Raw genomic sequence first — 24437 nt, 5'->3', positions numbered from 1 at the left:
TCCTGCCGTCGCGCGGATGCCAGGCGCGATTTTCTGAGGAATCACGCCCTAAGAGCGGTTCCAGTGCGTCGATCGTTGGCTTCCATAGCTCAAGCCAGTTCCTGCCAGGACCGACGACGAATGCGAGTTCGAGTCGGACTGCTCCGTCCGGTAGTTCTGCTGCATCGGCAACGGCTGCGTAGACACGCTCCTTATAGGGCTCTCCTGACGCATCCGTGGGTCCGATCTGGTGATGGTTGGACGTTTGTCTGGTCCTTTCCGCGATAGTTGCTTTTGGCGCTGCCTCGCGTAGGGAGGGGTCCATGTGGAGCCCCCGAGCGCAGCGAGGCGGAACGACATGGACGCCGACGAGCGGGTGGCGCAGAATCGGCAACGCTCGGGGAAGGGGGCACCCTCCGAGAGGTGCCCTGGTGGGGGGTGTCAGCCGCGGCCGGGTAGGGCGGGTCGCTGCCCGCCGAGGGCGAGCATGGCCAGGGCGATCAGTGCGGCGGGGTTGTGGAAGCCGAATGCGATGCGGGTCAGGACCCGGATCTTGGTGTTGGTGGATTCGATCAGTCCTTGGGATAGGCCGTGGTCGAGGGCAGCGTCGATGGCTTGACGGTGGCGCACGATGCGGCGGGCCAGCTCGACGAACACCGGGATGCGGCAGCGCCGCGCCCAGGAGGTCCATTTATCGAGGGCGTCTTTGCCTTGTTGGCCTTTGACCGAGAACACATGCCGCAGGCCCTCTTTCAAAAGGTAGGCGCGGTAAAGCCGGGTGTCGGTTTTGGCGATCCAGGCCAACTTGGCGCTCTGGCGTTCGGTGAGGTCTTCGGGGTTTTTCCACAGCGCGTAGCGGGCGGCTTTGAGTCGGCGGGCCTGCTCGTGTCCGGGTCTGGGTGCGGCGTCGTTGGCGGGGCGGCCGCGGCGGCGTTTGGGCTCGCTACGGGCCAGCGTCCGCGCATCGTTCCAGGCCCGGCGCCGCTCGGCATCAAGGGCCTCGGTGGCCCAGGACACGACATGAAACGCATCGGCGCACAGGATCGCGTCCGGGCAGCGTTCGGCGACCACGGCAGCGATCCAGTCCGCGGCATCGGCGGAGACGTGGGTGATCAACGCGGCCCGCTCAGCACCCAAAGCGTCGAAGAAGCGTCGCAGGGTCGCCTTGTCGCGTCCCGGCGCGGCCCAGACCAGATGCCCGCTGTCGTGGTCAACGACCACCGTCAAGTACTTGTGGTGGCGTTTGTAGGAGATCTCGTCGATGCCGATCCGGCGTAGGTTGGGCGTGTCATTCCATCTGTGTAAGTCCGGGGTGGTCCATCATCGGACCGCCGTTGGGCGGACAGAAGGAGTGTTTTGTGACCAAGACCATGCAGATGCCGGCTGAGGAGACGACCGCGGCGCGGCGGCTGGCCGAGATGTTCACCGAAGAGACGCTGGACTCGTTGATTAAGGATGCGGTGAAGACCGGGACCCCGATCGACGGCGCGGACGGTTTGCTGAACCAGCTGACTAAGGCCGTGCTGGAGCGGGCGCTGAATGCGGAGCTAACCCACCATCTGGGCTATGAGGCCGGCGATCCGGCCGGACGCGGATCGGGAAATTCGCGCAACGGCACCACGCCGAAAACGGTGACCACCGTCAACGGCCCGGTGCAGATCGATGCGCCGCGTGATCGCAACGGCTCGTTTGAGCCGGCGATTGTGCCGAAGAAGACCCGCCGGCTCAACAACATCAATTCGGTGGTGTTGTCGCTGTATTCACGGGGAATGACCACCCGCGATATCGAAGCCCACCTGCAGGAGGTCTATGGGGCGTCGGTGTCGCGGGAGTTGATCTCCAATATCACCGAGGTGGTGGTCGATGAGATCAAGGCCTGGCAGGCCCGCCCGCTCGATGAGGTCTACCCGATCCTCTACATCGATGGGCTGCGGCTGCGGATCGGCGACAACGGGGTCATCACCACCAAGGTCGCCTATTTGGCCATTGGCGTGGATCTGGAGGGCCGCAAACACGCCTTGGGCTGCTGGATCCAGGACTCCGAGGGGGCGAAGTTCTGGCAGAAGGTCGTCATCGACCTGCGCAACCGCGGGGTGCGCGACATCCTCATCGCCTGCTGCGACGGGCTGACCGGTCTGCCTGATGCGATCCGCTCGATCTATCCCGATACCGTGGTGCAGACCTGCGTCGTGCACGTCATTAGGAATGCGATGCGCTTCGTGTCTTATAAGGACCGCAAGAAGGTCGCCACCGCGATGCGGGCGATCTACAGTGCGCCGACCGTCGATGGAGCCGAACTCGCACTCAAGGAGTTCGACCAGCAATTCGGCGCCCAATATCCGGGTGCAATTGACGTGTGGCACAACGCCTGGGGGGAATTCGTTCCGTTCCTGGACTATCCGGTGGAGTTGCGCAAGATCGTCTACACCACCAATGCGATCGAGTCGATCAACTTCCAGTTGCGCAAGATCACCAAGAACCGTGGTCATTTCACGGACAAGGACGCCGCGATGAAGTTGCTGTACCTCGGGCTGCGCAACATCTCCAGCGAGAGAGGAGGCTATTCGGGTACTGGAACGCACAACTGGACTGTGGCGCTCAACACACTCGCCAGACTATTCCCTGGGCGAATCCCATTGTGCTAGAATACAACTCGTAGTCAAATCACCTCTGACTTACACAGAAATCGTGACAGGCTCCGTAGGTTGGCAAACCGATCAACAGTCTTTTCGGTGTCGGCCCACACCCGCGCCACGATCGCCCCGACGGTGCGCCACGCGATGCGCATCAACTCGCAGACCGCCGTTTTCGAGCAAGCCACCGCCAGCCAGGCCACCGTGTCATCGAAGGCCAGCGTGTGTCCGGCGTGATGACGCGACCACGGCACCGCAACCACGGTCGGCCCGTGGGTGGGGCAGTTCACCCGCGGCGCCTCGGCCTCCAACAGCACTTGCACCGTCCCCAAATCCAGGCCCCGCCACCGGCGGAGACCCTCCCCGCGGTCATACCAAGGCGCCTTGCTCCCACAGCGCCCACAACGCTGTGAAACACCGCTGCGTGGGCGCACCCGCGCCACCACCACCTCGGCGCCCTCGTCCTCCTCGCAGAATTCGATGTCCTCGACCACCGTGCGCCTATCGACACCCAGCAGCGCACGCCATAACCTCGCATTGCGCACGTCGTTGCCCGCTTCCTTTGGTTCCTGACCTTTGACAGCCAGAAACCCTAAGCCACAACGACGTGCGCCTACTCAGCGCACAAAACCACCCACGGAAGCGTCAGGGGAGCCCCTTATAGTCGGGATTCTTTGCCGACGGCGTGTTGACCGGCGTTCAAGGTGAGCATGTTGGCGGCGTTCTCGGTGAGGATGATTAGCGCGATTTGGTGTTCACGCTGACGCTGTGATGCTCGCGGTGACGGTGTCGGCCGGCGGTGGTGTTCACGGTGCCGGCCGGGGATGGGCGAGCGGGATCGCCGGCCCGGCCGGATTGGTCCGGGCGATGTGGGCGGTTCAGGTCGGTGCGGCCAGAAGCCGGCCTTGGGTGTGCACGCCGATCAGCGTCCATAGGGGTTCGGTCAAGCCCAGCCGCTGGCGGGCCGCGCAGGCGGCGGCGGCCAGGACGATAAGCGCGTTGTGCAGCGGGTTGCTGGCGCGAGGCAGCTGGTTGAACGCGTCGGGGTCGAGCCGGATGAGGGCCTGGCTGCCGCGCTGCCATAGCCATTGCAGATGAACGCTGCGCGTGGCGCGGCGTATCCAGCGGCGCACGGTCGACGGCGAGCGGTCAAGCGCGGTGGCAATACGGCGATGTCCGTGGCCGCCGGCCTTGCCGGCCAGGGCGGCGCCAATCACTTCGGTGGTGTCGGCCAGACGTGGCTGCAGGGTGGCCGGCAGCAGAATCTGGGTGCTGGCGCAGCGGGTGCATCGTGCCCGCCTGGGGCGCACGTCGAGGGTCCGCGCGCCGAGGCTACGGACGCGCCGGCGGCGGCCGTATCCCCACCGTGTGAGGGCGCCGCCGCACCCGGGGTGCGGACAGCCGAGCTCGCCGGCGCCCAGGGCCTGCTCGGCCCACTCGACGGTGCGGACGACGATCATCGGGTGCTCGGGAGGACATGAAGCACCAAGATGGTCTACCACGATGCCAGTCGGGAAGGGGTCATCTCGTGTTGGCCGCCCCGGGCTGGAACCGTCACTGCGCCAGTCGATCCCCCGGCCACGAACATCCGGCGCCACGATGATCGCCGAAACGAACCCAGGCCACCGTAACCCCGGGAACAGGGGGCGTCGTCACCATGCCGCCGCTCAGATCCCGCCGAAGCATCCTCACCCTCAACGCCGGAACCCCACCCCCAGGTGGTCACCCTGAATGTCCGTCAACACGGCGCTTCTACAACCACGACGCCCGTCAACGGCGGAGGCACTTCGCGGGCGGCATCGATTCGCACGTACGACTGCGGTTGGTGCTGCTTTGTGCACCACACCGACACCAAGCGGGGATCCCCAATTCGATCTGCGAGTGGATATGCATAGTTGTCGAGGTCGGCTGCATCGAGCAGATTCCGCGTAGCGGGGAGCCCGACGTCCAGGCGTAGCCCCCAGGGGCCGCCGATCTGGGAGCCACCGAGGAGCGCTTCGGTGTCATCCAAATAGTCCCGCAGCCGAACTTGGCTGGGATCGCCGGCTTTGTTCCACGACGCCAGGCGAGGCTCGACCCTCAGCTGCAGGAAGTGGTTCTCAGGACGGGCATACCAGTGCACCGCTACAAGGTAACTCGGCGCACCGACATTGATTCACGTCCTCGAAATCAACGCTCGCAGCACCCTTTGCGTGACCCCAGCAACGGCAGCACCGGGCAGCGTCGATGCAGCGGCGCGTGGACGATCAGTTCAAATTGCGCCGCCAGCGCGCAGACCGATGGTTTCTTCGAGGCGCTCAGGCGTAACCGCTCATGGCTTTTCCACATTGGCCGTGCGATCCACCTGCACTGCATAACGGGGCGCCAATGCCTCCATTTGCTCGATGACCAGCTTGATCGCGGCCGGCTGTTTGTCCGGCGGGTACCTGTACTTGACCAGTAACCGCTTGATCGACGACCGCAGTTTGGCACGCACGTCGTCCCGCACCGTCCAGTCCGTTTTGGTGTCACGCTGCATTACAGCCACCAGTTCGCGGGCAATCTGCGCCAGCACCTCCTCGCCCTGGAATTCAACCGCAGATTCGTTGTCCGCGACCGCGTCGTAGAAGGCGAGCTCGTCATGTGACAGCGGCGGGGTGAACCGCTTGCCCCTGTCCCCCTCCGCGGCCACCTCCTTGGCCATTGCGATGAGTTCGGCGATGATCTCCGCCGAGGTGAGCTGCTGGTTGGTGTACTTGAGCATCAACTCCGAAACTCGTTCGGAGAAGGCGCGCTGACGCACCAGGTTGTTCCTCGTCGCCCCGCCCATCTCCTTGGTCAAAAGCGCGCGTAGTGCCTCGATGGCCAGGTGGGGGTTTTCCGACTGTTTGGCTTTGACTTCAAATTCCGGTGTCAGCTCGGACAGTGACGGCTTGCCGAGTCCCGCAGCCTCGTAGATATCGACGATCTCACCGCCTGCGGTCGATGCATCGACCAATCCCGAAAGCAGTCGCTTAATTTCCTCCGGAATCGGCTTGCCCTCAGCCTGGCGCTGCTGGGCATCGAACTTGCCCATCACCACTCGGACCTGTTCATAGAACTTCACGGTCTGCCGTAACCCGCCCAACGTCTCATTGCCCGCGCACAGCGACCACGCCCGCGCCAAATGGCGCGACAATCCGCGGAATTGATCGCCGAGCGTCGGTTCGCTCTGATTTCCCGGAGTGGTCGGCGCACGCAAGTAGACGGCCACACCGATCGCCGCCTTCAACCAGCCGACCAGCGGTACCTTGGACCGCCAGTCGTAGCCCGCGCACAACTCGTCGAGCCGCTCAACGAGTTTGCGGGTCTCGATGACCGCGGCGTCGATGTCCTTGCCGAGCGGCTTTTCGGCGCGGTCGGTCTCGGTGTATTCGGCCAGGGCGGCCGCGAGGTTGTCCACCAGCGGCGCGTAGGCGACCAGCAATCCCGAGGGCTTGCCACGGAACGTCCGATTGACCCGCGCGAGGGTCTGCATCAGTAGCGCACCCTTGAGCGGCCGGTCCAGGTACAGGGTGTGCAGCGGCGGCGCGTCAAAGCCGGTGAGCATCATGTCTTTGACGATGACGATTTGCAGTTCGTCGTCGGGGTCGCGCAGCCGCTTCTGGATGGTCTTGTTCTGGCCTTCCCTGCGGACGTGTTTCGCGATCAGCTCCGAGTCGTGCGCAGAACCGGAGTAGACGACTTTGATGACACCCTTGTCGACGGACTCGTGATGCCAGTCCGGGCGCAGCGTGACGATCTGCTCGTAGAGTCGCGCGCAGATCTCCCGTGTTGCGCCAACGATGAACGCCTTGCCGGTGCAGTCGATGAACGGCCGTATCGCTTCGGAACGGGCTTCCCAATGCGTGACGATGTCGTCGGCCAGCTTCGACAGGCGCTCGGGCGCGCCGTAGATGGCATTGATGACGGCGACCGACTTTTCGACCTGCGCACGTTCGACGTCGTCGAGACCAAGCGTTGCCTCTTTGGCGGCCTCATCCAGCTCATTCTCGCTGAAGCCCTCGGACCAACCCACTTTGGCTAAGCGCGGCTCGAAATAGACCGGCACCGTCGCGTTGTCGGCTACCGCACGGGTCAGGTCGTAGGTGTCGATGGTCGGGCCGAAGACCTCGCGGGTATTGCGGTCGACCTCGGAGATCGGTGTGCCGGTGAAGGCGATGAACACCGCGTTGGGCAGCGCGTCTCGGATGTGCCGGGCATAGCCGTCGATGTTGTCGTAATGGCTGCGGTGGGCCTCGTCGACGATGACGATGACGTTGCGCCTATCGGTCAATAGGGGGTGGTCGGCGCCGGACGCACGTTCTGCCTTGGTGAGGCCGAACTTCTGCAACGTGGTGAAGTAGATGCCGCCGGTGGTGCGGTTCGACAGCTCCTCGCGCAGCTGCGAACGCGTGGTCACTTTGACCGGGTTCTCAGCGAGCAGAGCTGAGCGATTGAACGTTTCATACAACTGAGAGTCAAGGTCGGTGCGGTCGGTCACGACGACGATAGTCGGATTCTTCAGCTTGGGGTATTGCGTGACCAGATGCGCGTAGAGTTCCATCTCCATGGACTTGCCCGAGCCCTGGGTGTGCCAGACCACGCCGGCCTTACCGTTGCTCTCGGCTGCCTGCACCGTCTGGCCAGCCGCCTTGGTGACGGCAAAATACTGGTGCGGCTTGGCGATTCGCTTGACCAACCCGTCCTCTTCATCGAACGCGGTGAAGTTGCGCAGCAGCTGCAAGAAGCGTTCGGTGTTGAATACACCGTCAATCAGAGTCTCTAACTCGATCGGCACGTCTAGATCGTCGGCGGACCGCCCGACCTCGACGAGCTTGCCGTCGTCGTCAACGTTCCACGGCGCGAAATGCTCCAGAGGAGTGAAGGGTGTGCCATAGCGGGCATTGATGCCGTCGCTGACTACCGCGACCACGGCGAACCGAAATGCCATGGGGAATTCACGCAAATAGGTCTGCAGCTGCGCGTGCGCAGCTGCGATGTCGGCGCGCTGCGCGCCGGCCTGCTTGAGTTCGAAGATCGCGACCGGCATCCCGTTGAGGTACAGCACCACGTCGAATCGCCGCTGCTTCTCGGTGGTACGGATCGTAACCTGTCGGACTGCAAGGAATTCGTTCTCTTCGGGCCGATGGCTGACTAGCCTGATAGTGGGGTTCTGCTCGATACCGTCGGAGTCGATGTAGGTGATGCCCCGGTAGCCCTCGACGAGGTAGCGATGCAACCGGAAGTTCTCGGTGATGGCGTCCTGGGATCGCGGCGCAATGATCTCTGCGCGCGCCTGGTCCAGGTATTCGCCAGGGACGTCCGGATTCAGCTCGCGCATCTTGACCAGCATGCGGTCGGGCAGCACGATGTCCGACCAGGACTCGCGGCCGCCGTCGGAGCCGGGAGCAATGTCGCTGCCCGACATGGCGGTCCACTCGTGCTCGGCCAATTCGTCGAGTACTTTATGTTCCCAGGCGGCCTCACCGAATTCGGTCATGGCTGTTCCTCATCGCTCCCGCCGTCCAGCTCGGCTTCGAGCTCTTCGACTGTGGGAAGGCTTGTTTCGAGCTCCGGCGGCAGGCTCGCGGTGATCGCGGTCTTCCATTCCGCGACACCAATCGGCGCGGTGTATCCGCGCAGTGCGTACTCGGCGACGACGTTGTTCTTTGTCTTGCACAACACCAGGCCGATGGTGGGCCTATCTTCAGGGTGACGAAGTAGGTCGTCGACGGCCGACATGTACATGCCGAGTTGGCCCAGATAGCTCGGGTCGAAGTCACCGACCTTAAGTTCGATCACGACGAAGCAACGCAGCCTCAGATGGTAGAAGAGCAGGTCGGCGTAGAAGTCGGCGTCACCGATCTCCAGGTGCACCTGACGGCCGACGAACGCGAAACCCTGCCCGAGTTCCAGCAGGAACTTTTCGACGTGGGCGGTTAGCGCCTGCTCCAGGTCACGTTCACGGCGAATGTCGGCGATGCCGACGAAGTCGAAAAGATACGGGTCGCGGGTGGCCTGCTGGGCGAGGTCTGAGTCAGGCGGCGGCATGGTGTCGGCGAAGTTGGTGACCGCGCGGCCAGCACGCTGGTGGAGTTGACCGTCGATGTGGTGGACCAGGACATTGCGGCTCCAACCCTGCTCAACGGCCACCCCGGCGTACCATAACCGCAGATCAGAGGTGCCGAGCTTCTCTACCAGCGTGATGTGGTGATACCACGGCAATTGTGCAAGCGGCGCTTGCACAATTGCATCCTCCGACCAGGCCGCCGCAAACGCCCGCATGTACTTGAGATTGCGCGGCGAGAATCCCTTGGTGTCCGGGAAGCGTTCGTTCAGGTCACAGGCGAGCCGGTCGATGACGCGAGCACCCCAACCTTCGGCATCCTGACGAGCCAAGATTTCCTTGCCGACGCCCCAGTACGTCGCGACCAGCTCCTGATTGGCCGCGGCGACTGCCCGATGGCGGCCAACCTGAACGCGGTTGGCGACTGCACTCAGCAGCTCTGGGTACCAGTCCGGGACGACGGCATTGGGTTGCGCCGCAGGGAACCTGGCCTGGTTCTCGCCGTGGTCAGTGTGCGCCATCATGATCCTCTGCCGACGGCCGAGCACCTGTTGGCGACGAGCTGCAACCTCGCGGGACGCACGCTTTGACTGACTCTGACACTGTCTATGTAGTGGCGAAGACTGTCTATGAGCAGGTCAGACACATTTCGACGCTGACGGAGTTCATCGCAGCCTCGCCGAGCATGGCAAGTCTCCATCACAGCACCTCCGACGCGACGGCCTCGGCGTCCTTAACGCGAAGCTTGCCGGACATCAGCAGCGGGAGAAGTTCGTCGCGGGCGCGAACAAGCCCCGCCGATTCTTGACGGCGCTCACTACATACGAGCCCAAGCTGGCTTACACCACTGGCCGACGTCGGATTCAACGCACGCACGTCCCGCACTTCAACACTCAGCAACTCGTGCGGTCTGATCCGTTGGTGGCTGCCCGAGGTTCCAGCAACCATTTGCTGTAGCCTGTCTGAAACCTCTGCTTGAGACAACGCCGCCCAGACCAACGACGTGGAAAGCGCTTGCGGAAGCAGTACTACGAACTCCGTGCTCGCCAAAGCCATTTCTTCCGGAAGTGTTCCGACATCCCAGATCCGGGGAATCCGAGGGTTCAGTTTCGAGAACAGCACGCACGGTTCGCTCAACATAAACTTGTTACTCTTGATCGCCTGGCTATTAACAACTTCAGGCTGCGCCCCACCATCAAAGGCCGGAAGGCTAAAATGCGCGACAATATTGTCGAATTGCTCAGGTCTAACGGACGTCGTTGTCTGCCGAGCAAGCGCAGACAGCGGTACGAATCTTCCGACTGATTGGACGATCCTTAACATAAGGTCACTAGCTGTCGCAATGATCCGCTCATTAGCGACGATCTTGTCGTCGAGGGCACCGAGCACGCCGCTGATCGCTCGTTGTTCCGCGATGTCCGGCAGCAACAACGTGAGTTTCTTTGCAGATTGCACATTAAAATGCTGTTGAACAGCTCCTACCAGCTGACCACCGATATGCGAATCGATCACGAAGTTGAGGTAGTAGCTTAGCCACCGAGAATCGACGTACGGACCTGGACGGGTAACGACAAGGTCCGAACAATTCGCGACGTGCATCCAATCGGGGATCACCGCACTAGTCCCAGGTTTCCCGGTGCGAACCGTTACAACGTCACCGGGCGCTAACGCTGACTTACGCAGCCTCCCATGAAAATCATGATCGATATACTTGACGTCGGAAAGGTCAATCCGGTGCGGTCGAACATTCTGCGAGCGTAGAAAAGGGACGCCGACACCGCGATACTGGTCCGCCATCAGCCCGACAAATCCAACTGTCACCTCGCGCGCCACTTCGCCCAATGACACCTCTCGCCATTTACCCACCAATCCGCTCCAGCTGCTCCCGAACCATCTTCTCCAACCGTGCCGACTCGTCAAACGCCGCAAGCAGTTCCGTTTTCAGCCGCTCAATCTTCTCGTCGATCGGCTCGCCGTCATCCGAAACCTCGGCCGCCCCGACATACCGCCCCGGCGTCAACGCGTAGTCAGCAGCCTTGATCTCCGCCGACGTCACCGACTTGCAGAATCCCGGAACATCTTCATAGGTAACGCCTTTTGCGGCAGCTGACGACGACCCACGCCAGGCATGGTAGGTGTCGCCGATCCGCACAATCTCGTCGTCACTCAGTGCCCGCTCGGCGCGATCCACCATGGAACCGAGCTCGCGTGCATCGATGAACAGCACTTGTCCGGACCTATCGATCGAACCCTGCTTGCCCGCAAGCTTGTCCTTGGCAAAGAACCACAGGCACACCGGAATTCCGGTGCTGCGGAACAGCTGCGTCGGCAGCGCGATCATGCAGGACACCAGGTCGGCCTCCACGATTTGGGCACGGATATTGCCCTCCCCGTTGGAGTTCGACGACATCGACCCGTTGGCCATCACCACCCCGGCCTTGCCGCCGGGCTTGAGCTTGGACAGGATGTGCTGAATCCAGGCGTAGTTGGCGTTGTTGGCCGGCGGCACCCCGAACCGCCACCGCGGGTCTTCCTCGTTGCGCGCCCAGTCCTTGATGTTGAAGGGCGGATTGGCCATCACGTAGTCCATCTGTACGTTGGCATGCTGATCACGCGCAAATGTGTCACCCCACCGGCTGCTGAGCCCACTGTGGTCGATGCCGTGGATGGCCAGGTTCATCTTGGCCATCCGCCAGGTTTCCTCGATGCTTTCCTGGCCGTAGATGGCAATGTCTTTCGTGTCGCCGTGGTGGTCGGCGATGAACCTTTCGGTCTGCACGAACATGCCGCCCGACCCACAGCAGGGGTCATACACGCGACCCTTGGTGGGCTCCAGCACCTCGACGATCACTTTCACCACACTGGGCGGGGTGAAGAACTCGCCGCCCCGCTTGCCTTCCGCGCGGGCGAAATTGCCAAGGAAGTACTCGTAAACCTCGCCCATTAGGTCTCGCGCTTTGTGTGCGCCCTGGCGGCTGAACCGCGCGCTGTTGAATAGGTCGATCAACTCGCCGAGGCGCCGCTGGTCGATATTGTCGCGGTTGTACAACCTCGGCAACGTACCGCCCAGCGTCGGGTTGGCCTTCATAACGGCATCCATCGCCTCATCGATGAGTTGACCGATGTTCTTGCCGAGCTCAGCGCCGACAGCGAGCTTGCCTTTCGCGTTCTCCGCCAGAAACTTCCACCGCGCGTTCGGCGGCACCACGAACACGTTGTAGCCGTGGTACTCCTCGGGGTCGTCAATCAGTTCCTCGATCTGATCGTCGTCCATGCCGTCGGCCGCCAGTTCGGCCCGGATTGCCTCACGGCGCTCGTCGAACGCATCCGAGACGTATTTGAGGAACACCAAACCCAGGATCACGTCCTTGTATTGACTGGCCGACAGCGACCCGCGCAGCTTGTCTGCCGCCTTCCACAGCGTGTCCTTGAGCTCCTTCATAGTCGACGGTGCTTGCGGTTCTTGTCTTTTCCGGGGCGCCATCACCTGCGTCCTTCCTATTTTTTCGTCCCGGCGAAGCCGGGCGTGACGTGTTCCACGTCAAGGGTCAGGGCGCCGGCGGCTACCCCGTTGATCAACGCTGTCTTCAAGTTGCGAGCGGCTGCGACGCGGCGGCTCGCTTGCTGTTCGTATTCATCAGCCTGGGCAAGCGCGGCCTCGAGACGGTCAGCTTCGGCGCGCGGCAGCACAGGAACCGTCCAGGTCGGCCATTCACTCCCGGGAAAAGCCGTTTCATTGATGAGCGTGGCGAGCACGAGCGGGCCGACCTCGGCGGACTCTTCGAGACGGAGGATCCTGGCCGGGCATGCCACCATGGCCCCGCCCACCGGGTCCACCCAGGCCCGCGGCTCTGGCTTCTCCACAAAAATCACGTCGCCAGGTTCGGTGCGCGCGGCCCGCGGGTATTTTGCCTCGGCATCAATGGGATCGAGCGCAAGCGTGCCAACCACGTACTCGGGAAGCACCCGCACCGTTCCCTCCGGCGAGCCATGCTTGATGTCGATACGTCGGCCCCGCTTCATGACGAGGCGCTTGCCAGATTGCAACTCCGCCAGGGAGCGGTGGGCGAGGTGCATTCGTCCCGGAGACTGGGCGACCAGCACATCCAGCAGCGGTAGCGGTGTCGTCGTCACCAGTGTTGCCCGGTGCACCCGGTCCAGGTGCTCACTTTCATCGTGCCCGCGCAGTCGTACTGCCCGCACTCCCCTGGGCACCACGGCCGCACCGGCGAGCACACTCGACAGCTCGATGCGTCGTGCGTACCGGAATGCGCGGTCGTCGGTCTGCTCCAACGCACCCGCGACATCGGCCGCGACATCTGTCAACTCGATGTGGTCGAAGGCACCGAGATCGGCAACCCAGGGCTGCTGCGCCTGCGCGCCGCCGACGCAAATCCACACGGCAAGGCTCTGCCGGTGCGCCTCGCGCCACAGTCCCCGCGGAAGACGCACCGCGGCGACGAGATTGTTGACACGAAGCGCATCCGCGCGACGGTTCTGCATGGGCCCGGCGAGCTCATCGGAGAGCGCGGCCGCGGAGCCGATGAGGATCGCCACGTCCCCCGGCGGCAGCTCGAGAACAGCATCATCGACACCGTCGAGGGTGTCCGCAACGGCACGACCAATTAAGGACAACGCCAAGACGCATTTGTCCACGACGTTTTCCCGGACGTGAATGCCACGAATGACCGCCCGGCGCCGTAGCGCTCGATCGTTCGATACGACCTCGAGCGCACACGCCTCGGCCACGTCGAGGGCCACCGCCGACCCCTCGGCGCGCAACACCACTCGATCCTGCTCGAGGTAGACGGCCGCGGCTTCAACCATGCAGCGCAATAGTTTCACCGCGTCCTCGGTGAGTTCCCGCAACTCCTCACGACGTTTGAGCCGTCCCGCCTCGATGCGCTGCAGCGCGTCGGCCGGGCCGTGCGACGCTTCCACCAAATCATCGACGTAACCCAACACGCCGCTCGACACCCGTAGTTCACGTATCTCGGCGGCCAGCACGGTGTCCTCGGGATCAAACTGGTCAGCCAGGCGGACCAAGTCGGCGTGCGATCTGCCAGCCAGGTCTTCGCCGGTGAGCACATGCCAGCACAGCAACGTCACCACGTCCTCGAGCGCCGCATCATCAGGCACCGAGATTGCAGGAGCGTCGTAGTCATATTCGACGTTCTTGCCCCGACCGGTGCGAGCCAGCCAACTCACCACTTCGTCGCGGGAGAAGCGCGCAATGCCGTCGACGGTATCTACCGGATCGGGGAATGGCATCGACACGCCGCGCACCATTGGACGTTTCCGCCACATGCTGACGACAGGTCGCTGTACCTTGGCAAGGTCAGCGACGTCTTGCAGCGTCAGCGTCGTCACGGGGCTTTCCTTTCGATCCCATCCGAACGTAGACCCCCGTCGTCATCTAAACAAGGCAATTTTCTGATAAGCGCCCTTATCAAGTAAACCTATTGCTTAGCCATTGCGTGGGGCACATTCTTCAATCAGCGCTTCCGCACCCCGCGGCAGCCCGACTCTCCCGAGGAAGCCATGCGAAAAGACAAGCCCCAAGCCCACTTCGACGACACCCTGACCGCCGTCGAGATCGAACGACTCACCGTGCAGGACAAGGACGTCGTGCGGGAAGCGCAGCGCTGGACCAGTGGCGAACGCGGACCTGTAGTCGACGATCCCGACGCCCTCACCGCTGCCGACCTCTCAGCGTTCACTGTCGAGGCGATCAAGATCGGCGCACACGCTCTCTCCGCCACCGGCCAGGCCCTGGAGTCGCGCCTGTTGGAGCACATGCTGATGGAACTCGGCGAGAAAGCGGCCGACTCGACCAACAAGGCGGCCGAGGTAACCGAGCGAGCGGTCAAGTCGGCATCCGAGACCGTAGGGAAAGCCGCTGCGGATGCCAAGAAGGCGATCACCGAAGCCGACGCCGCCAGCCGCAAGGAGTTCACCGAATCGGTCGCGGCAGCCAAGAAGGATCTCCACGCGGAGGTCCGCCGTATCTTTGGCGGCGAAAGCCCGGAGCTCTTGGAGCGCCTGCAGCCCGTCCTCGACAAATTCGGCACCGACCTCGACGCCAAGGTGAGGGCCGGCACCAGCGAGCTGCTCACCAAGGCGGCCAAGCAGTTCGACCCGAGTGATCCGACATCCCCGATGGCAAAGCATGCCGCCGACCTGGGCGCGCGCCAACAGAAGCTGACCGAGCAGATCGACAAGAACCACGCCGACGTCGTCCAAAAGGTCGACGAACTGATGACCGCGTTGAAAGTTCAAGACGCCAAGGCCTCGCTCGCCAAAGTGACTCCGATCAAGGGCGACACCTTCGAGAACCAAGTCAACGCGGTGCTTTCGGAGATCGCCGTCGGCCTCGGCGACGAGTTCACCGACACGCGCGCCCTCGTGGGCTCCGTGCCGCGATCGAAAAAGGGCGATGCGGTGCTGACCATCGACGGTGGTACGGCGCGCGTGGTGATCGAGATGACCGACTCGGCACGCGCAAGCTGGGCGGAGTACTTCGATGAGGCCGAGCGCAACCGCCTTGCCGGGGCAGCACTCGGTCTGGTACGGACCATCGAGCAGAACGGTGGCCAGTCCATCCGGGTACTCAGCGCCCGCCGTATCGTCCTCGCGTTCAATCCCGGGTCAGATGACCCTGATCTGGTGCGCACCGTCGTCATGTTGTTGCGGACGGCCACGATCACGGCGGCCACGCGCAGGGGCGCACAGCAAATCGCCACGGCGGAGGAGAAAATTACCGAAGCCATCGCGCAGCTGGAGAAGCTCGACGAAGTGAAGAAATCCGCCGGCTCGATTCAGAAAAGCGCTATCAAGATCGAAACCACCTGCAGCGGAATCACTTCCGGGATCCAGCGAATGCTGAGCGATGCCCTCGCCGCCTTGACCGACGCGAAGCCCGAACTGGAGGGGCAGTCGCCCGGCAGCGCAGCGCCGGATGCGGTGGCGTCGTAGGGCATCTACGCCTTCGCGTCGACCATGGCCACGGCGTCCTTCATCCGGGCATTTCCGGATATCCAGTAAGTCCACAGCCCGCCAGCGGTGTAGTACCACGATCAGCGGGCGGCCCGTTGGCGCCGCAAACGGGCTAGCGCCCCTGGCCGTTCGTACCGGAGGGGTGGCTCCGGCGCCGAAGTCGAGGTGGTCGCGCAACTCGACGGTTCCGGCCATCAGCTGACCCGCCTGGCAGCCGCACGGAGCTCTCCGGCCAGGTCACCGCGACGGCCGACGCTGAACCCGCCCAGCCCGAGCCAGGAGGCCATCGACTCCAGTTCCCCGGCCAGCGCCGCGGCCACCCGCGGCTTGGAAACGTCCGGTTCCCCGAACGCGCCGACGACGCGCAGGGTGCCGGCCGCCCGGTCGGCCTTCAGGTCGGCCCGCGCCACAAGTTGTCCGTCCAGCAGCAGCGGCCACACGTAGTAGCCGTACTTGCGTTGGCTCGCGGGCGTGTAGATCTCGACGCGGTAGTGGAAGCCGAACAGCCGCTCGACCCGGGGGCGGAAGAAGATCAACGGGTCGAACGGGCACAGCAGCGCGGTGCCCGTGTCGGAGCGCGGCACGGCCTGCCCGGATCGCAGGTACGCCGGCGCGGACCAGCCCTGCACCTGCACCCGTTCGACCTCCCCGGCGGCCAGCAGACCCGCCAGGGCGGGCTTGACCTGGGCTGCCGACAGGCGGAAGTAGTCGCGGATGTCGGCCTCGGTACCCACGCCGAGCGCGGTGGCGGCCCGCAGGGTGAGTTCCCGGAGCGCCTCCTCGTCGGCGACCTCGCGGGAGAGCACCTCGGCCGGCAACACCCTTTCCACCAGGTCGTAGTGGCGGGCGAAACCGACCCGGGTGGCGGTGGTTAACACACCGGAGGCGAACAGCGCCTCGGCGACCCACTTGGTGTCGCTGCGGTTCCACCAGGCGCCCTTCCTGGGCCGCGGTTCGGCGGCCAGGTGCACCTCGATCTGCCCGGCGGTGCTGGGGCCCAGTGCGGCGACGGCCGCGACGACGTCGTCGACCAGTTGCGGGTTGTCCTTGACGATGTGGGTGCGCCAACGGCCGTGGGAGTACTGACGCATCCGCCAGCGCAGCAGCGGCCAGTCCTCGACCGCCACGAGTGCGGCTTCGTGCGCCCAGTACTCGGCCAGCAGCCGCGACGAACGCGGGCCCCACGCGACGCGATCCAACAGGTCGCGGTCGTAGGGGCCGAGCCGGCTGAACACCGGCGCGTAGTGGGCGCGCACCGCCACCGACACCGAGTCCAGTTGCAGCACCTGGATGCGCGACATCAGCCGCTTCAGCTGCGCGGCGGTGATCTTGCCCGTCGAGCCGGCACCGCTAAATCCTTGAGCCGCAACGGCCGTCCGCCGGGCTTGCGCTGCGGTCAGCCTTCGGCTCGGGATCGGCACGGCGCCGAGAATACCGCCCCGTCCGGCCGCTTCCGGGCCGCCGCGGGCCTACCCGGTGCCGACTTTCTGCTCCGCGGCCGCCTCGCCGTTCGTTTCCGGTCGCGGGGCCGCCGCATCCTTGCGCTCCCGATACGCCGACTCGAGCGCGTCGGGCACCTCCTCGAGGTCGCGGTAGACGGCCATCAGCTGCTCGAGGACCTCGATCCGTTGCCGGCTCGCCTCGTCCACCGCGCGGCGGGCCTGCTCGCGGTAGTGATCGGCCTCCTGCTTGGCGTCGGCGAGGAGTTGCTCGCGCTCCCGCTGGGCGTCCTGTAACGCCTCGTCGATCGCCGCCTGGGTCTCGGCGCGCATGCCGGCCAGTTCCGCGTCGAGCGCGTCCTTGGTTTCGGCGTACTCGGCTTCCAGGGTCTTCAACTGTCCGGCCATCTCGCTCAACAGCACTTCGTGCTTGCGCTGCTCCTCCTCGGCCTCGGCCCGGGCCGCCGCGATCAGCGCCTCCGCCTCGGTGCTCGCCTCGGCCCGCATCTCGGAAACCTCGTCGACCGCGCGCCGCAGCATATTGGCCATGCGCTGTTGCATCGCATGCGGCGCCGGTGAGTTGTCCGTGAGGACGGCGACCTCGTTGCGCAGCGCGGCGACCTCCTCGCCGGATTCCTCCAGCCTGGCCCGCAGGCTCTCGACGTCGTCGAGCAGCAGCTGCTGTTTGGTCGTCAACACCTCGACGCAGGCGTCGACGGCCGCCGGATCGTAGCCCCTGAACCTGCGCGAGAACGTCTTTGCGGGTTCGGTTATCACTGCTGATCCCCCCTCCTGGGAACGCCTGGATAGACCCGATGGAACCGACCCCCCGAGGTCGAGTATGTCAGGTCGTGCCGCCGGCGCGGTCACGAGCGCTCACGCCCGACGGTAGCTGTGAAACCGGTACCGCAGCCCGGACCGGCTCACCCGCCACTCCTCCGTCTCGCCGCACCAGGTGGCGTCGAGCACCGGGGCCACCGCGTCGTCGTCGGCGCGCGGCAGGTCGATGTCGACCTCGGTGACCTCGCAGCGGGTGGCGCGCGGCAGCGCGAGCAGGTAGATCTGCCCGCCACCGATGACCCAGGTCTCGGGCTCGGTCCCGCAACCGGCCAAAGCCTCCTCCAGCGAAGCCGCCACCTCGGCCCCGTCGGCCGTGAAGCCGGCCCGGCGGGACAGGACGACGTTCCTCCGGCCCGGCAGCGGCCGGACGCCGGCCGGCAACGACTCCCACGTGCGCCGACCCATCACCACGGTGTGTCCCATGGTCAGCTGTTTGAATCGGGTCAGGTCTTCGGGCACCCGCCACGGGATGTCGCCGCCGCGCCCGATCACACCGGACGTCGACTGCGCCCAGACCAGGCCGACCGTCATACGGCGACGGGCGCCTTGATCGCCGGGTGGGGATCGTAATTGCGCACGACAACGTCCCCGTAGGCGTAATCGAAGATCGAATCACGCTGCGCCAGAACCAGTTCCGGGTATGGACGGGGCTCGCGGGTCAGCTGGAGCCGCACCTGCTCGACGTGGTTGTCATAGATGTGGCAGTCACCGCCCGTCCACACGAACTCGCCGACGGACAGGCCGGCCTGGGCGGCCATCATGTGGGTGAGCAACGCGTAGCTGGCGATGTTGAACGGCACGCCGAGGAACAGGTCGGCGCTGCGCTGGTAGAGCTGGCAGCTCAGCCGCCCGCCGGCGACGTAGAACTGGAAGAACGCGTGACACGGCGGCAGCGCCATCCGCGGGATGTCGCCGACGTTCCAGGCCGACACGATGATCCGCCGGGAGTCCGGGTCGGTGCGCAGCAAGTCCAGCGCGGCGCTGATCTGGTCGATGTGCTCGCCGGACGGCGTGGGCCACGAGCGCCACTGCACGCCGTAGACCGGACCGAGATCGCCTGCGCCGTCGGCCCATTCGTCCCAGATGGTGACCCCGTGCTCCTGCAGCCAGCCGACGTTGGAGTCGCCGCGCAGGAACCACAGCAGTTCGTAGACCACCGACTTGAAGTGCACCTTCTTGGTGGTCAGCAGCGGGAATCCGGCCGACAGGTCGTAGCGCAACTGCTGGCCGAACAGACTGCGGGTGCCGGTGCCGGTGCGATCGGATTTGGCCGCGCCCCGCTCGAGCACCAGGCGCAGCAGGTCCTCGTAGGGCGTCGGTATCGGCACGCGGTCAGCTTAGCCGGTCGACGCCGACAAACCCCGCGGCGAGCGCGGGGAGTACAACGAAAACCATGCCGAAAATCACCGACACCATCACGACCGCCGACGGCGTCTGCGCCGTCAAGCTCTTCACCCCCGAGGGGGACGGCCCGTGGCCGGGCGTGGTCATGTACACCGACGCCGGCGGGGTGCGCGACACCTTCGACGGGATGGCCGCCAAGCTGGCCGGATACGGCTACGCCGTGCTGCTCCCCGACGTGTACTACCGCAGCGGCGACTGGGCCCCGTTCGACATGGCCACCGTGTTCGCCGATGCGACGGAGCGCCGACGGTTGTTCTCGATGATCGGCAGCGTCACCCCGGAAAAGACGGCCGACGACGCCGGCGCCTTCTTCGACTACCTGGCGGGCCGCCCCGAGGTGTCCGGCGACCGATTCGGCGTGTGCGGCTACTGCATGGGCGGGCGTACCTCGGTGATCGTGGCGGGCCGCCTTCCCGAGCGTGTCGCGGCCGCGGCGTCGTTCCACGGCGGCGGCCTGGTCACCGACACGGCGGACAGCCCGCACCTGTCGGCCGACCGGATGCGGGCCACGGTGTACGTCGGCGCGGCCGAGAACGACGCGTCCTTCACGCCCGGTCATGCCGAACAGCTCGACAAGGCGCTGACGGCGGCAGGTGTGCCGCACACGATCGAGTTCTACCCGGCGGCGCACGGCTTCGCGGTCCCGGACAACCCCCCGTACGACGCCGGCGCCGACGAGCGGCATTGGGCGGCGATGGCGGACCTCTTCGGCTCGGCACTGGGGCGAAGGTAACGCACCCGTGTGGCGGACCCGACACCCGCAACGTCCCGAATTTGTAGGTTTCTCACTGATTAAGTTGGCGCCCGGTGGGTACTTGATCCGTCGTGGCCGGGGGGTGACGATGCTGAGCTGAGCGATGCAGTTTTGATCGAGGATCGCGAGTTCAAAGTTTGCCGAGTGGGAAGCTGATTTCGCACGTCTTCGATGGAAGCTGCTCCTGGCAAACGATCGCCGCCGTCAATAACAGGCAGTTTTAATTGCCTGTTAACCCGAACTTTTCGGGAACTGGCTAAGATTGACAATCACAAATGGACGTACGCGTGGGCATGACCTAGCATTTGCTGTCGTCAGCATCAGCGCGTTGCGGGCTCCACCGCGTGGGGGGTGGGGCGGAATAGATCACCCGGGGGGGTATCCGTGGTTTTGAGCCAGTCCACAGCTGTCGACAGTCGTGGTGTCGAGCGCAGACGCCCGACACCACCTGACCAACTGCCCATCGAGGCACTGCACGAAATGCCCGCGCTAATCGCCCTGGAGCGGCTGCCCATGCCCGCCCTCGCGGTCGACGGCGTCGGAACCATATTGTTCGTCAACAACTCGTTCTGCGACATGGTCGGCTACGCCTACGACGAACTCTTGTCGATGACATTCGACGACATCTTCTACGGCCTACCGTCCGACGACGGCTGGGTGCCGCGCAAGCGAACCGACACCGATCGGCTGATCGGGTTGCGCCACAAGGACGGTCACTCCGTGTGGGCGAACATGAGCGAGTCGGCCATGCGCCGCTGCGACGACACCGTCACCCTGAACATCTTCCACGACCGCACCGAGGAGCTCTGGGTCAACAGCGGGGCCATGGACCACTGGGTCAGCCGCCGGAAGGCAGATCAACCAGTTCGGCCAGGCGGGCCCGGTGACGGTAGGTGGTGCCTAGCGCCAGTTGATCGCTCTTGGCCCGCTTGAGATACAGGTGCGCCGGATACTCCCAGGTCATGCCGATGCCTCCGTGCAACTGCACGCACTCCTCGGCGGCGTGGACGGCGATTCCGCTGCAGTACGCCTGGGCGATCGCCGCGGCGATGTCGGCGTCCTCGTCGCCGCGGGCGCAGGTGTCGGCGGCGTAGCGGGCGGCGGCCGTGGCGGATCCGACCTCGAACCACAGGTCGGCCAGCCGATGCTTGATGGCCTGGTAGGAGCCGATCGCGCGGCCGAACTGCTTGCGCTGCTTGGCATAGCCCAGCGTGGTGTCGAAGCACCACTGCGCGACCCCGAGTTGTTCGGAGGCCAGCAGCGCCGCGGCGGTCCGGAGCGCCTCGGTCACAGCCGAACCCGCCGGCCCGACGGGCGCTGAGGCGGCGCCCGAAAAGCGCACGTCCGCAAGGGGTCTGGTCATGTCCAGGGCCACCAGCGGTGACACCTCGACACCCGGCGCGGCGCGTGCGACCGTGTGCAGCTCGAGTCCGTTCCGGCCCGCGACCGGCACCACCAGCACGTCGGCCTCACCGGCACCGGCGACGCTGGTGACCGACCCGGTCAGGCCGTCGGCGCCGGTGCTCACGCCGGTGACCGGATCACCCGGCGCGGTGGACAGCGGTACCGCCAGCGCGGCGGTGAGCTCCCCCCGCGCCAGCGCGGGCACGGTGTCGTCGTCGCCGGCACGCAGCAGCGCGACGGTGGCCAGGACCGCGCTGGACAGGTACGGCACCGGCGCGACGGCCCGGCCGATCTCCTCCATGACGACCGCGGCCTCGCGGGCGCTCGCGCCGGCGCCGCCGAGGGCCTCGGGCACCAGCAGTCCGGCCACGCCCAGGTCGGCGGCCAGCGTCCGCCACAGCGCCGAGAAGTCCTGCGGGTCTGGATCGTAGGCGCGGGCCACCGACTCGGGTGGGCAGCGGTCGGCGAACAGCTGGCGCACGCTGTCGCGCAGGGCTTCCTCGGTGTCGGAGTACAGCAAATCGCCGATGCTCATCGAGGGATGTCCTTCCAGGCGACGTCCTTGTCGACGCGGTGTTCGCCGGGCAGGCCCAGGATTCGCTCGGCGACGGTGTTGCGCAGGATCTCCGAGGTGCCGCCCTCGATCGAGTTGCCGCGGGCCCGCAGGTAGCGGTAGCCGGGCTCGCGCCCGACGAGGTCGACGACTTCGGTTCTGCGCATGGTCCAGTCGTCGTAGCGCAGCCCGGCCTCGGCGTGCAGCTCGATGTCGAAACCCGAGATGGCCTGCGCGAGGCGGGCGAACGCGATCTTCATGCCGGCGCCCTCGGGTCCGGGCTGACCGGCCTGGGCCTGTTGTCCCAGCCGCTCACCGGCCAGCCGGAGCACTTCGGCGTCGACCCACAGCCGCATCAGCTCGTCGTGCATGGCCGGGTCGCGCAGCCCCGGCTCGTCGCGCCAGGCCGCGGTGACCTTGCCGATGATCCCGCCCTCCCGCGGCACGCCGGGGCGCGAACCGATCGCCACCCGTTCGTTGTTGAGCGTGGTGGTCGCGACCTTCCAGCCCGCGCCCTCCGGGCCGAGCCGGTTGGCGTCGGGCACCCGCACGTCGGTGAGGAACACCTCGTTGAACTCCGCCTCGCCGGTGATCTGGCGCAGCGGGCGGACCTCGACACCGGGCTGGGTCATGTCGCACAGGAAGTACGTCAGGCCGGCGTGTTTGGGCACCGTCGGGTCGGTGCGGGCGACCAGGATGGCCATCTGCGCGTGCTGGGCCATCGACGTCCACACCTTTTGCCCGTTGACGATCCACTCGTCACCGTCGCGGACCGCCCGGGTGGCCACCCCGGCCAGGTCCGACCCGGCACCGGGCTCGCTGAACAGCTGGCAGTAGACCTGCTCCCCGGTGAACAACGGCCGCAGGAACTTCCGTTTCTGCTCGTCGGTGCCGAACGCCGCGATGGTCGGGGCCGCCATGCCCATCCCGATGAAGTTCTTCGGTGTCCCCCCGACCGGCGCGCCGGCGGCGGCCAGCCGGGCGTCGACCCGTTGCTGGGCGCTGCGCGGCAGGCCCAGCCCGCCGAAACCCTCCGGCAGGTGCACCCACGCCAGGCCGGCGTCGTACTGCGCGCCGAGGAATTCCCGCGGGGCGGTGGTCGCCGGGTCGTGGCCGTCGAGCAGCGCCTGTACGCGTGCGTCCAGGTCTGCGGTGTTCACCGCCCGCCACCCGGGTGTGCCTGGAAGCCCGCGGCGTTGCCGAGCACCTGACCACCGTCGATGACCATCACCTCGCCGGTGATCCAGCTCGCGGCGTCGGAGACCAGGAAGGCGACCGCGTTGGCCACGTCGACCGGTTCGCCGATCCGGCCCAGGGCCGTCGACGACGCCAGCGGGTCCTCGTTGTCCTTCCACAGCGCCTCGGCCAGCCGGGTGCGCACCACCCCGGGGCAGATCGCGTTGACCCGCACCCGCGGCGAGAGTTCCAGTGCCAGTTGCTTGGTGACGTGGATGAGAGCCGCCTTGGTGGCGTTGTACATGCCCATGCCCGGCGACTGGTGCAGGCCGCCGATGGAGGCGGTGTTGACGACCGCGCCGCCGTGCTCACCCATCCAGGACTTCACGGCCAGCGACGTCCACAGCAACGGGGCCCACAGGTTGACGTCGAAGATCTTGGCGAAGCGGGCGTGATCCTGATCGATCAACGGACCGAAGGCCGGGTTCGTCCCCGCGTTGTTGACCAGGATGTCGACGCTGCCGAAGCGCTCCATGGCCAGGTCCACGCAGCGCCGGGCGGCGTCCTCGTCGACCGCGTGGGCGCCCACACCCAGGGCCCGCGCCCCACCTGCGCCGCGGCCTCCTCGGCCGCCTCCTGCTTGCGGGCGGTCAGCACCACGTTGGCGCCCGCTTCGGCCAGTTGTTGGGCGATGGCCAGCCCGATGCCCCGGGATGCGCCGGTGATGATCGCGGTGCGGCCGGTCAGGTCCGGGGAGCTCATTTCGCAGTGCCTTCTGTCATCCGCCGCACCGGGGCAGGTTTTGTACACGTGTCAATGTGGTAACCAATGCGCATGTCAGCGAAATTAGCCCTCATCAAACCACTGGTGGTGGCCGGGGCTGTTGCAGCGACGGTCACCGCCACCCCCACGGCAGCGGCCGAGGTTTTCGCGACCGCCCCCGCGCCGATCACCGCATCATCCACACACGTTGCCTTCCAAGACAGTCCGGGCGGCGGAGGATGCGACAACAACGGCAACTGCGGCTGGGGAGGCCAGAACGGCGGTCCCGGCGGCGGTCCGGGCGGCCACGGTTGCGTCCCGGGCGTCGGTTGCGGCTCCGGCGGCCAGTTCGCCGGGCCCGGTGGCGTACCGGGCGGGGTCGGATGCCTGCCGGGTGTCGGTTGCGGCTCGGGCCACGGCTGACCCGCCC

Annotated in this window: 18 protein-coding genes and 3 pseudogenes; 5 read left to right on the top strand and 16 right to left on the bottom strand. The window is 65.6% G+C overall.

The window, feature by feature from the left end:
- Window positions 1-420 precede the first annotated feature (420 nt).
- Window positions 421-1263: pseudogene (locus tag ACJ512_RS09910) on the bottom strand (ISL3 family transposase); the annotation flags it as partial.
- A gap of 125 nt (window positions 1264-1388) precedes the next feature.
- Between ACJ512_RS09910 and ACJ512_RS09905 the strand changes: the two are divergent.
- Window positions 1389-2624, top strand: coding sequence for an IS256 family transposase (locus tag ACJ512_RS09905; protein WP_369741377.1), 1236 nt, complete (start codon window positions 1389-1391; stop codon window positions 2622-2624).
- 47 nt (window positions 2625-2671) lie between these two features.
- Here ACJ512_RS09905 and ACJ512_RS09900 read toward each other — a convergent pair.
- The 7 genes and pseudogenes from ACJ512_RS09900 to ACJ512_RS09870 all read right to left on the bottom strand — a co-directional run.
- Window positions 2672-3157, bottom strand: a pseudogene (locus tag ACJ512_RS09900) (helix-turn-helix domain-containing protein); the annotation flags it as partial.
- 333 nt (window positions 3158-3490) lie between these two features.
- Window positions 3491-4072 carry a helix-turn-helix domain-containing protein gene (locus ACJ512_RS09895; protein WP_407689831.1) on the bottom strand — a complete coding sequence of 194 codons (582 nt, stop codon included), beginning with the start codon at window positions 4070-4072 and terminating at the stop codon, window positions 3491-3493.
- A gap of 851 nt (window positions 4073-4923) precedes the next feature.
- Window positions 4924-8112, bottom strand: coding sequence for a type I restriction endonuclease subunit R (locus tag ACJ512_RS09890; RefSeq protein WP_407687300.1), 3189 nt, complete (start codon window positions 8110-8112; stop codon window positions 4924-4926).
- Window positions 8109-9200: a PDDEXK nuclease domain-containing protein gene (locus ACJ512_RS09885; protein WP_407687299.1), complete on the bottom strand. Its 1092-nt coding sequence runs from the start codon at window positions 9198-9200 to the stop codon at window positions 8109-8111. The genes ACJ512_RS09890 and ACJ512_RS09885 overlap by 4 nt, the downstream gene beginning before the upstream one ends.
- Before the next feature lie 178 nt (window positions 9201-9378).
- The gene (locus ACJ512_RS09880; RefSeq protein WP_461480039.1) at window positions 9379-10545 is read right to left on the bottom strand and encodes a restriction endonuclease subunit S domain-containing protein; all 1167 of its coding nucleotides are present in this window, start codon (window positions 10543-10545) and stop codon (window positions 9379-9381) included.
- Window positions 10538-12163, bottom strand: coding sequence for a class I SAM-dependent DNA methyltransferase (locus ACJ512_RS09875; protein WP_407687297.1), 1626 nt, complete (start codon window positions 12161-12163; stop codon window positions 10538-10540). Before ACJ512_RS09875 ends, ACJ512_RS09880 begins: the two co-directional genes overlap by 8 nt.
- Window positions 12164-12177: 14 nt before the next feature.
- Entirely contained in the window at window positions 12178-14049 is a 1872-nt protein-coding gene (locus tag ACJ512_RS09870) for a hypothetical protein (RefSeq protein WP_407687296.1), read from the bottom strand.
- 171 nt (window positions 14050-14220) lie between these two features.
- Between ACJ512_RS09870 and ACJ512_RS09865 the strand changes: the two genes are divergently transcribed.
- Window positions 14221-15654 (top strand): Fis family transcriptional regulator, encoded by a 1434-nt coding sequence (locus ACJ512_RS09865; protein ID WP_407687295.1) that lies wholly within the window; start codon window positions 14221-14223, stop codon window positions 15652-15654.
- A 215-nt stretch (window positions 15655-15869) separates the two neighbouring features.
- Here the strand turns inward: ACJ512_RS09865 and ACJ512_RS09860 are convergent, their stop codons facing one another.
- The 4 genes from ACJ512_RS09860 to ACJ512_RS09845 form a co-directional block, all read right to left on the bottom strand.
- The gene (locus ACJ512_RS09860) at window positions 15870-17090 is read right to left on the bottom strand and encodes a winged helix-turn-helix domain-containing protein (RefSeq protein ID WP_407687304.1); all 1221 of its coding nucleotides are present in this window, start codon (window positions 17088-17090) and stop codon (window positions 15870-15872) included.
- A gap of 54 nt (window positions 17091-17144) precedes the next feature.
- The gene (locus ACJ512_RS09855; RefSeq protein WP_407687294.1) at window positions 17145-17891 is read right to left on the bottom strand and encodes a DivIVA domain-containing protein; all 747 of its coding nucleotides are present in this window, start codon (window positions 17889-17891) and stop codon (window positions 17145-17147) included.
- A gap of 99 nt (window positions 17892-17990) precedes the next feature.
- Entirely contained in the window at window positions 17991-18485 is a 495-nt protein-coding gene (locus ACJ512_RS09850) for a dihydrofolate reductase (RefSeq protein ID WP_407687293.1), read from the bottom strand.
- Complete coding sequence (locus tag ACJ512_RS09845) at window positions 18482-19282, bottom strand: thymidylate synthase (protein ID WP_407687292.1); 801 nt, start codon at window positions 19280-19282, stop codon at window positions 18482-18484. The genes ACJ512_RS09850 and ACJ512_RS09845 overlap by 4 nt, the downstream gene beginning before the upstream one ends.
- Window positions 19283-19347: 65 nt before the next feature.
- Between ACJ512_RS09845 and ACJ512_RS09840 the strand changes: the two genes are divergently transcribed.
- Window positions 19348-20091 carry a dienelactone hydrolase family protein gene (locus ACJ512_RS09840; protein ID WP_407687291.1) on the top strand — a complete coding sequence of 248 codons (744 nt, stop codon included), beginning with the start codon at window positions 19348-19350 and terminating at the stop codon, window positions 20089-20091.
- A 501-nt stretch (window positions 20092-20592) separates the two neighbouring features.
- A complete protein-coding gene (locus ACJ512_RS09835) occupies window positions 20593-21045 on the top strand; it encodes a PAS domain S-box protein (protein WP_407687290.1) in 453 nt (150 codons plus the stop codon).
- Here ACJ512_RS09835 and ACJ512_RS09830 read toward each other — a convergent pair.
- From ACJ512_RS09830 to ACJ512_RS09815, 4 genes and pseudogenes are all read right to left on the bottom strand, one after another.
- Complete coding sequence (locus ACJ512_RS09830; RefSeq protein ID WP_407687289.1) at window positions 20951-22051, bottom strand: acyl-CoA dehydrogenase family protein; 1101 nt, start codon at window positions 22049-22051, stop codon at window positions 20951-20953. The two genes, ACJ512_RS09835 and ACJ512_RS09830, sit on opposite strands and share 95 nt — an antisense overlap.
- Window positions 22048-23229 carry an acyl-CoA dehydrogenase family protein gene (locus ACJ512_RS09825; protein WP_407687288.1) on the bottom strand — a complete coding sequence of 394 codons (1182 nt, stop codon included), beginning with the start codon at window positions 23227-23229 and terminating at the stop codon, window positions 22048-22050. The genes ACJ512_RS09830 and ACJ512_RS09825 overlap by 4 nt, the downstream gene beginning before the upstream one ends.
- Window positions 23226-24007: pseudogene (locus ACJ512_RS09820) on the bottom strand (SDR family oxidoreductase). The gene ACJ512_RS09825 and the pseudogene ACJ512_RS09820 overlap by 4 nt, the downstream one beginning before the upstream one ends.
- Entirely contained in the window at window positions 24004-24210 is a 207-nt protein-coding gene (locus ACJ512_RS09815; RefSeq protein ID WP_407687305.1) for a hypothetical protein, read from the bottom strand. The pseudogene ACJ512_RS09820 and the gene ACJ512_RS09815 overlap by 4 nt, the downstream one beginning before the upstream one ends.
- On the opposite strand from ACJ512_RS09815, the gene ACJ512_RS09810 reads away from it, so the two are divergent.
- Window positions 24116-24430 carry a PE-PGRS family protein gene (locus ACJ512_RS09810; RefSeq protein ID WP_407687303.1) on the top strand — a complete coding sequence of 105 codons (315 nt, stop codon included), beginning with the start codon at window positions 24116-24118 and terminating at the stop codon, window positions 24428-24430. The genes ACJ512_RS09815 and ACJ512_RS09810 overlap by 95 nt on opposite strands.
- Window positions 24431-24437 lie beyond the last annotated feature (7 nt).

Source organism: Mycobacterium cajalii (genome assembly GCF_045809005.2).
Classification (GTDB): Bacteria; Actinomycetota; Actinomycetes; order Mycobacteriales; family Mycobacteriaceae; genus Mycobacterium.
The sequence above is the reverse complement of the archived record's forward strand: the minus strand, read 5'-3'. Positions and strand labels throughout refer to the sequence as shown.

Coding starts and splice junctions, on each gene's coding strand:
- ACJ512_RS09835 (WP_407687290.1), top strand. CDS start 20,593: ATGCCCGCGCTAATCGCCCTGGAGCGGCTGCCCATGCCCGCCCTCGCG.
- ACJ512_RS09890 (WP_407687300.1), bottom strand. CDS start 8,112: ATGACCGAATTCGGTGAGGCCGCCTGGGAACATAAAGTACTCGACGAA.
- ACJ512_RS09875 (WP_407687297.1), bottom strand. CDS start 12,163: ATGGCGCCCCGGAAAAGACAAGAACCGCAAGCACCGTCGACTATGAAG.
- ACJ512_RS09850 (WP_407687293.1), bottom strand. CDS start 18,485: ATGACGGTCGGCCTGGTCTGGGCGCAGTCGACGTCCGGTGTGATCGGG.
- ACJ512_RS09865 (WP_407687295.1), top strand. CDS start 14,221: ATGCGAAAAGACAAGCCCCAAGCCCACTTCGACGACACCCTGACCGCC.
- ACJ512_RS09885 (WP_407687299.1), bottom strand. CDS start 9,200: ATGGCGCACACTGACCACGGCGAGAACCAGGCCAGGTTCCCTGCGGCG.
- ACJ512_RS09840 (WP_407687291.1), top strand. CDS start 19,348: ATGCCGAAAATCACCGACACCATCACGACCGCCGACGGCGTCTGCGCC.
- ACJ512_RS09895 (WP_407689831.1), bottom strand. CDS start 4,072: ATGATCGTCGTCCGCACCGTCGAGTGGGCCGAGCAGGCCCTGGGCGCC.
- ACJ512_RS09830 (WP_407687289.1), bottom strand. CDS start 22,051: ATGAGCATCGGCGATTTGCTGTACTCCGACACCGAGGAAGCCCTGCGC.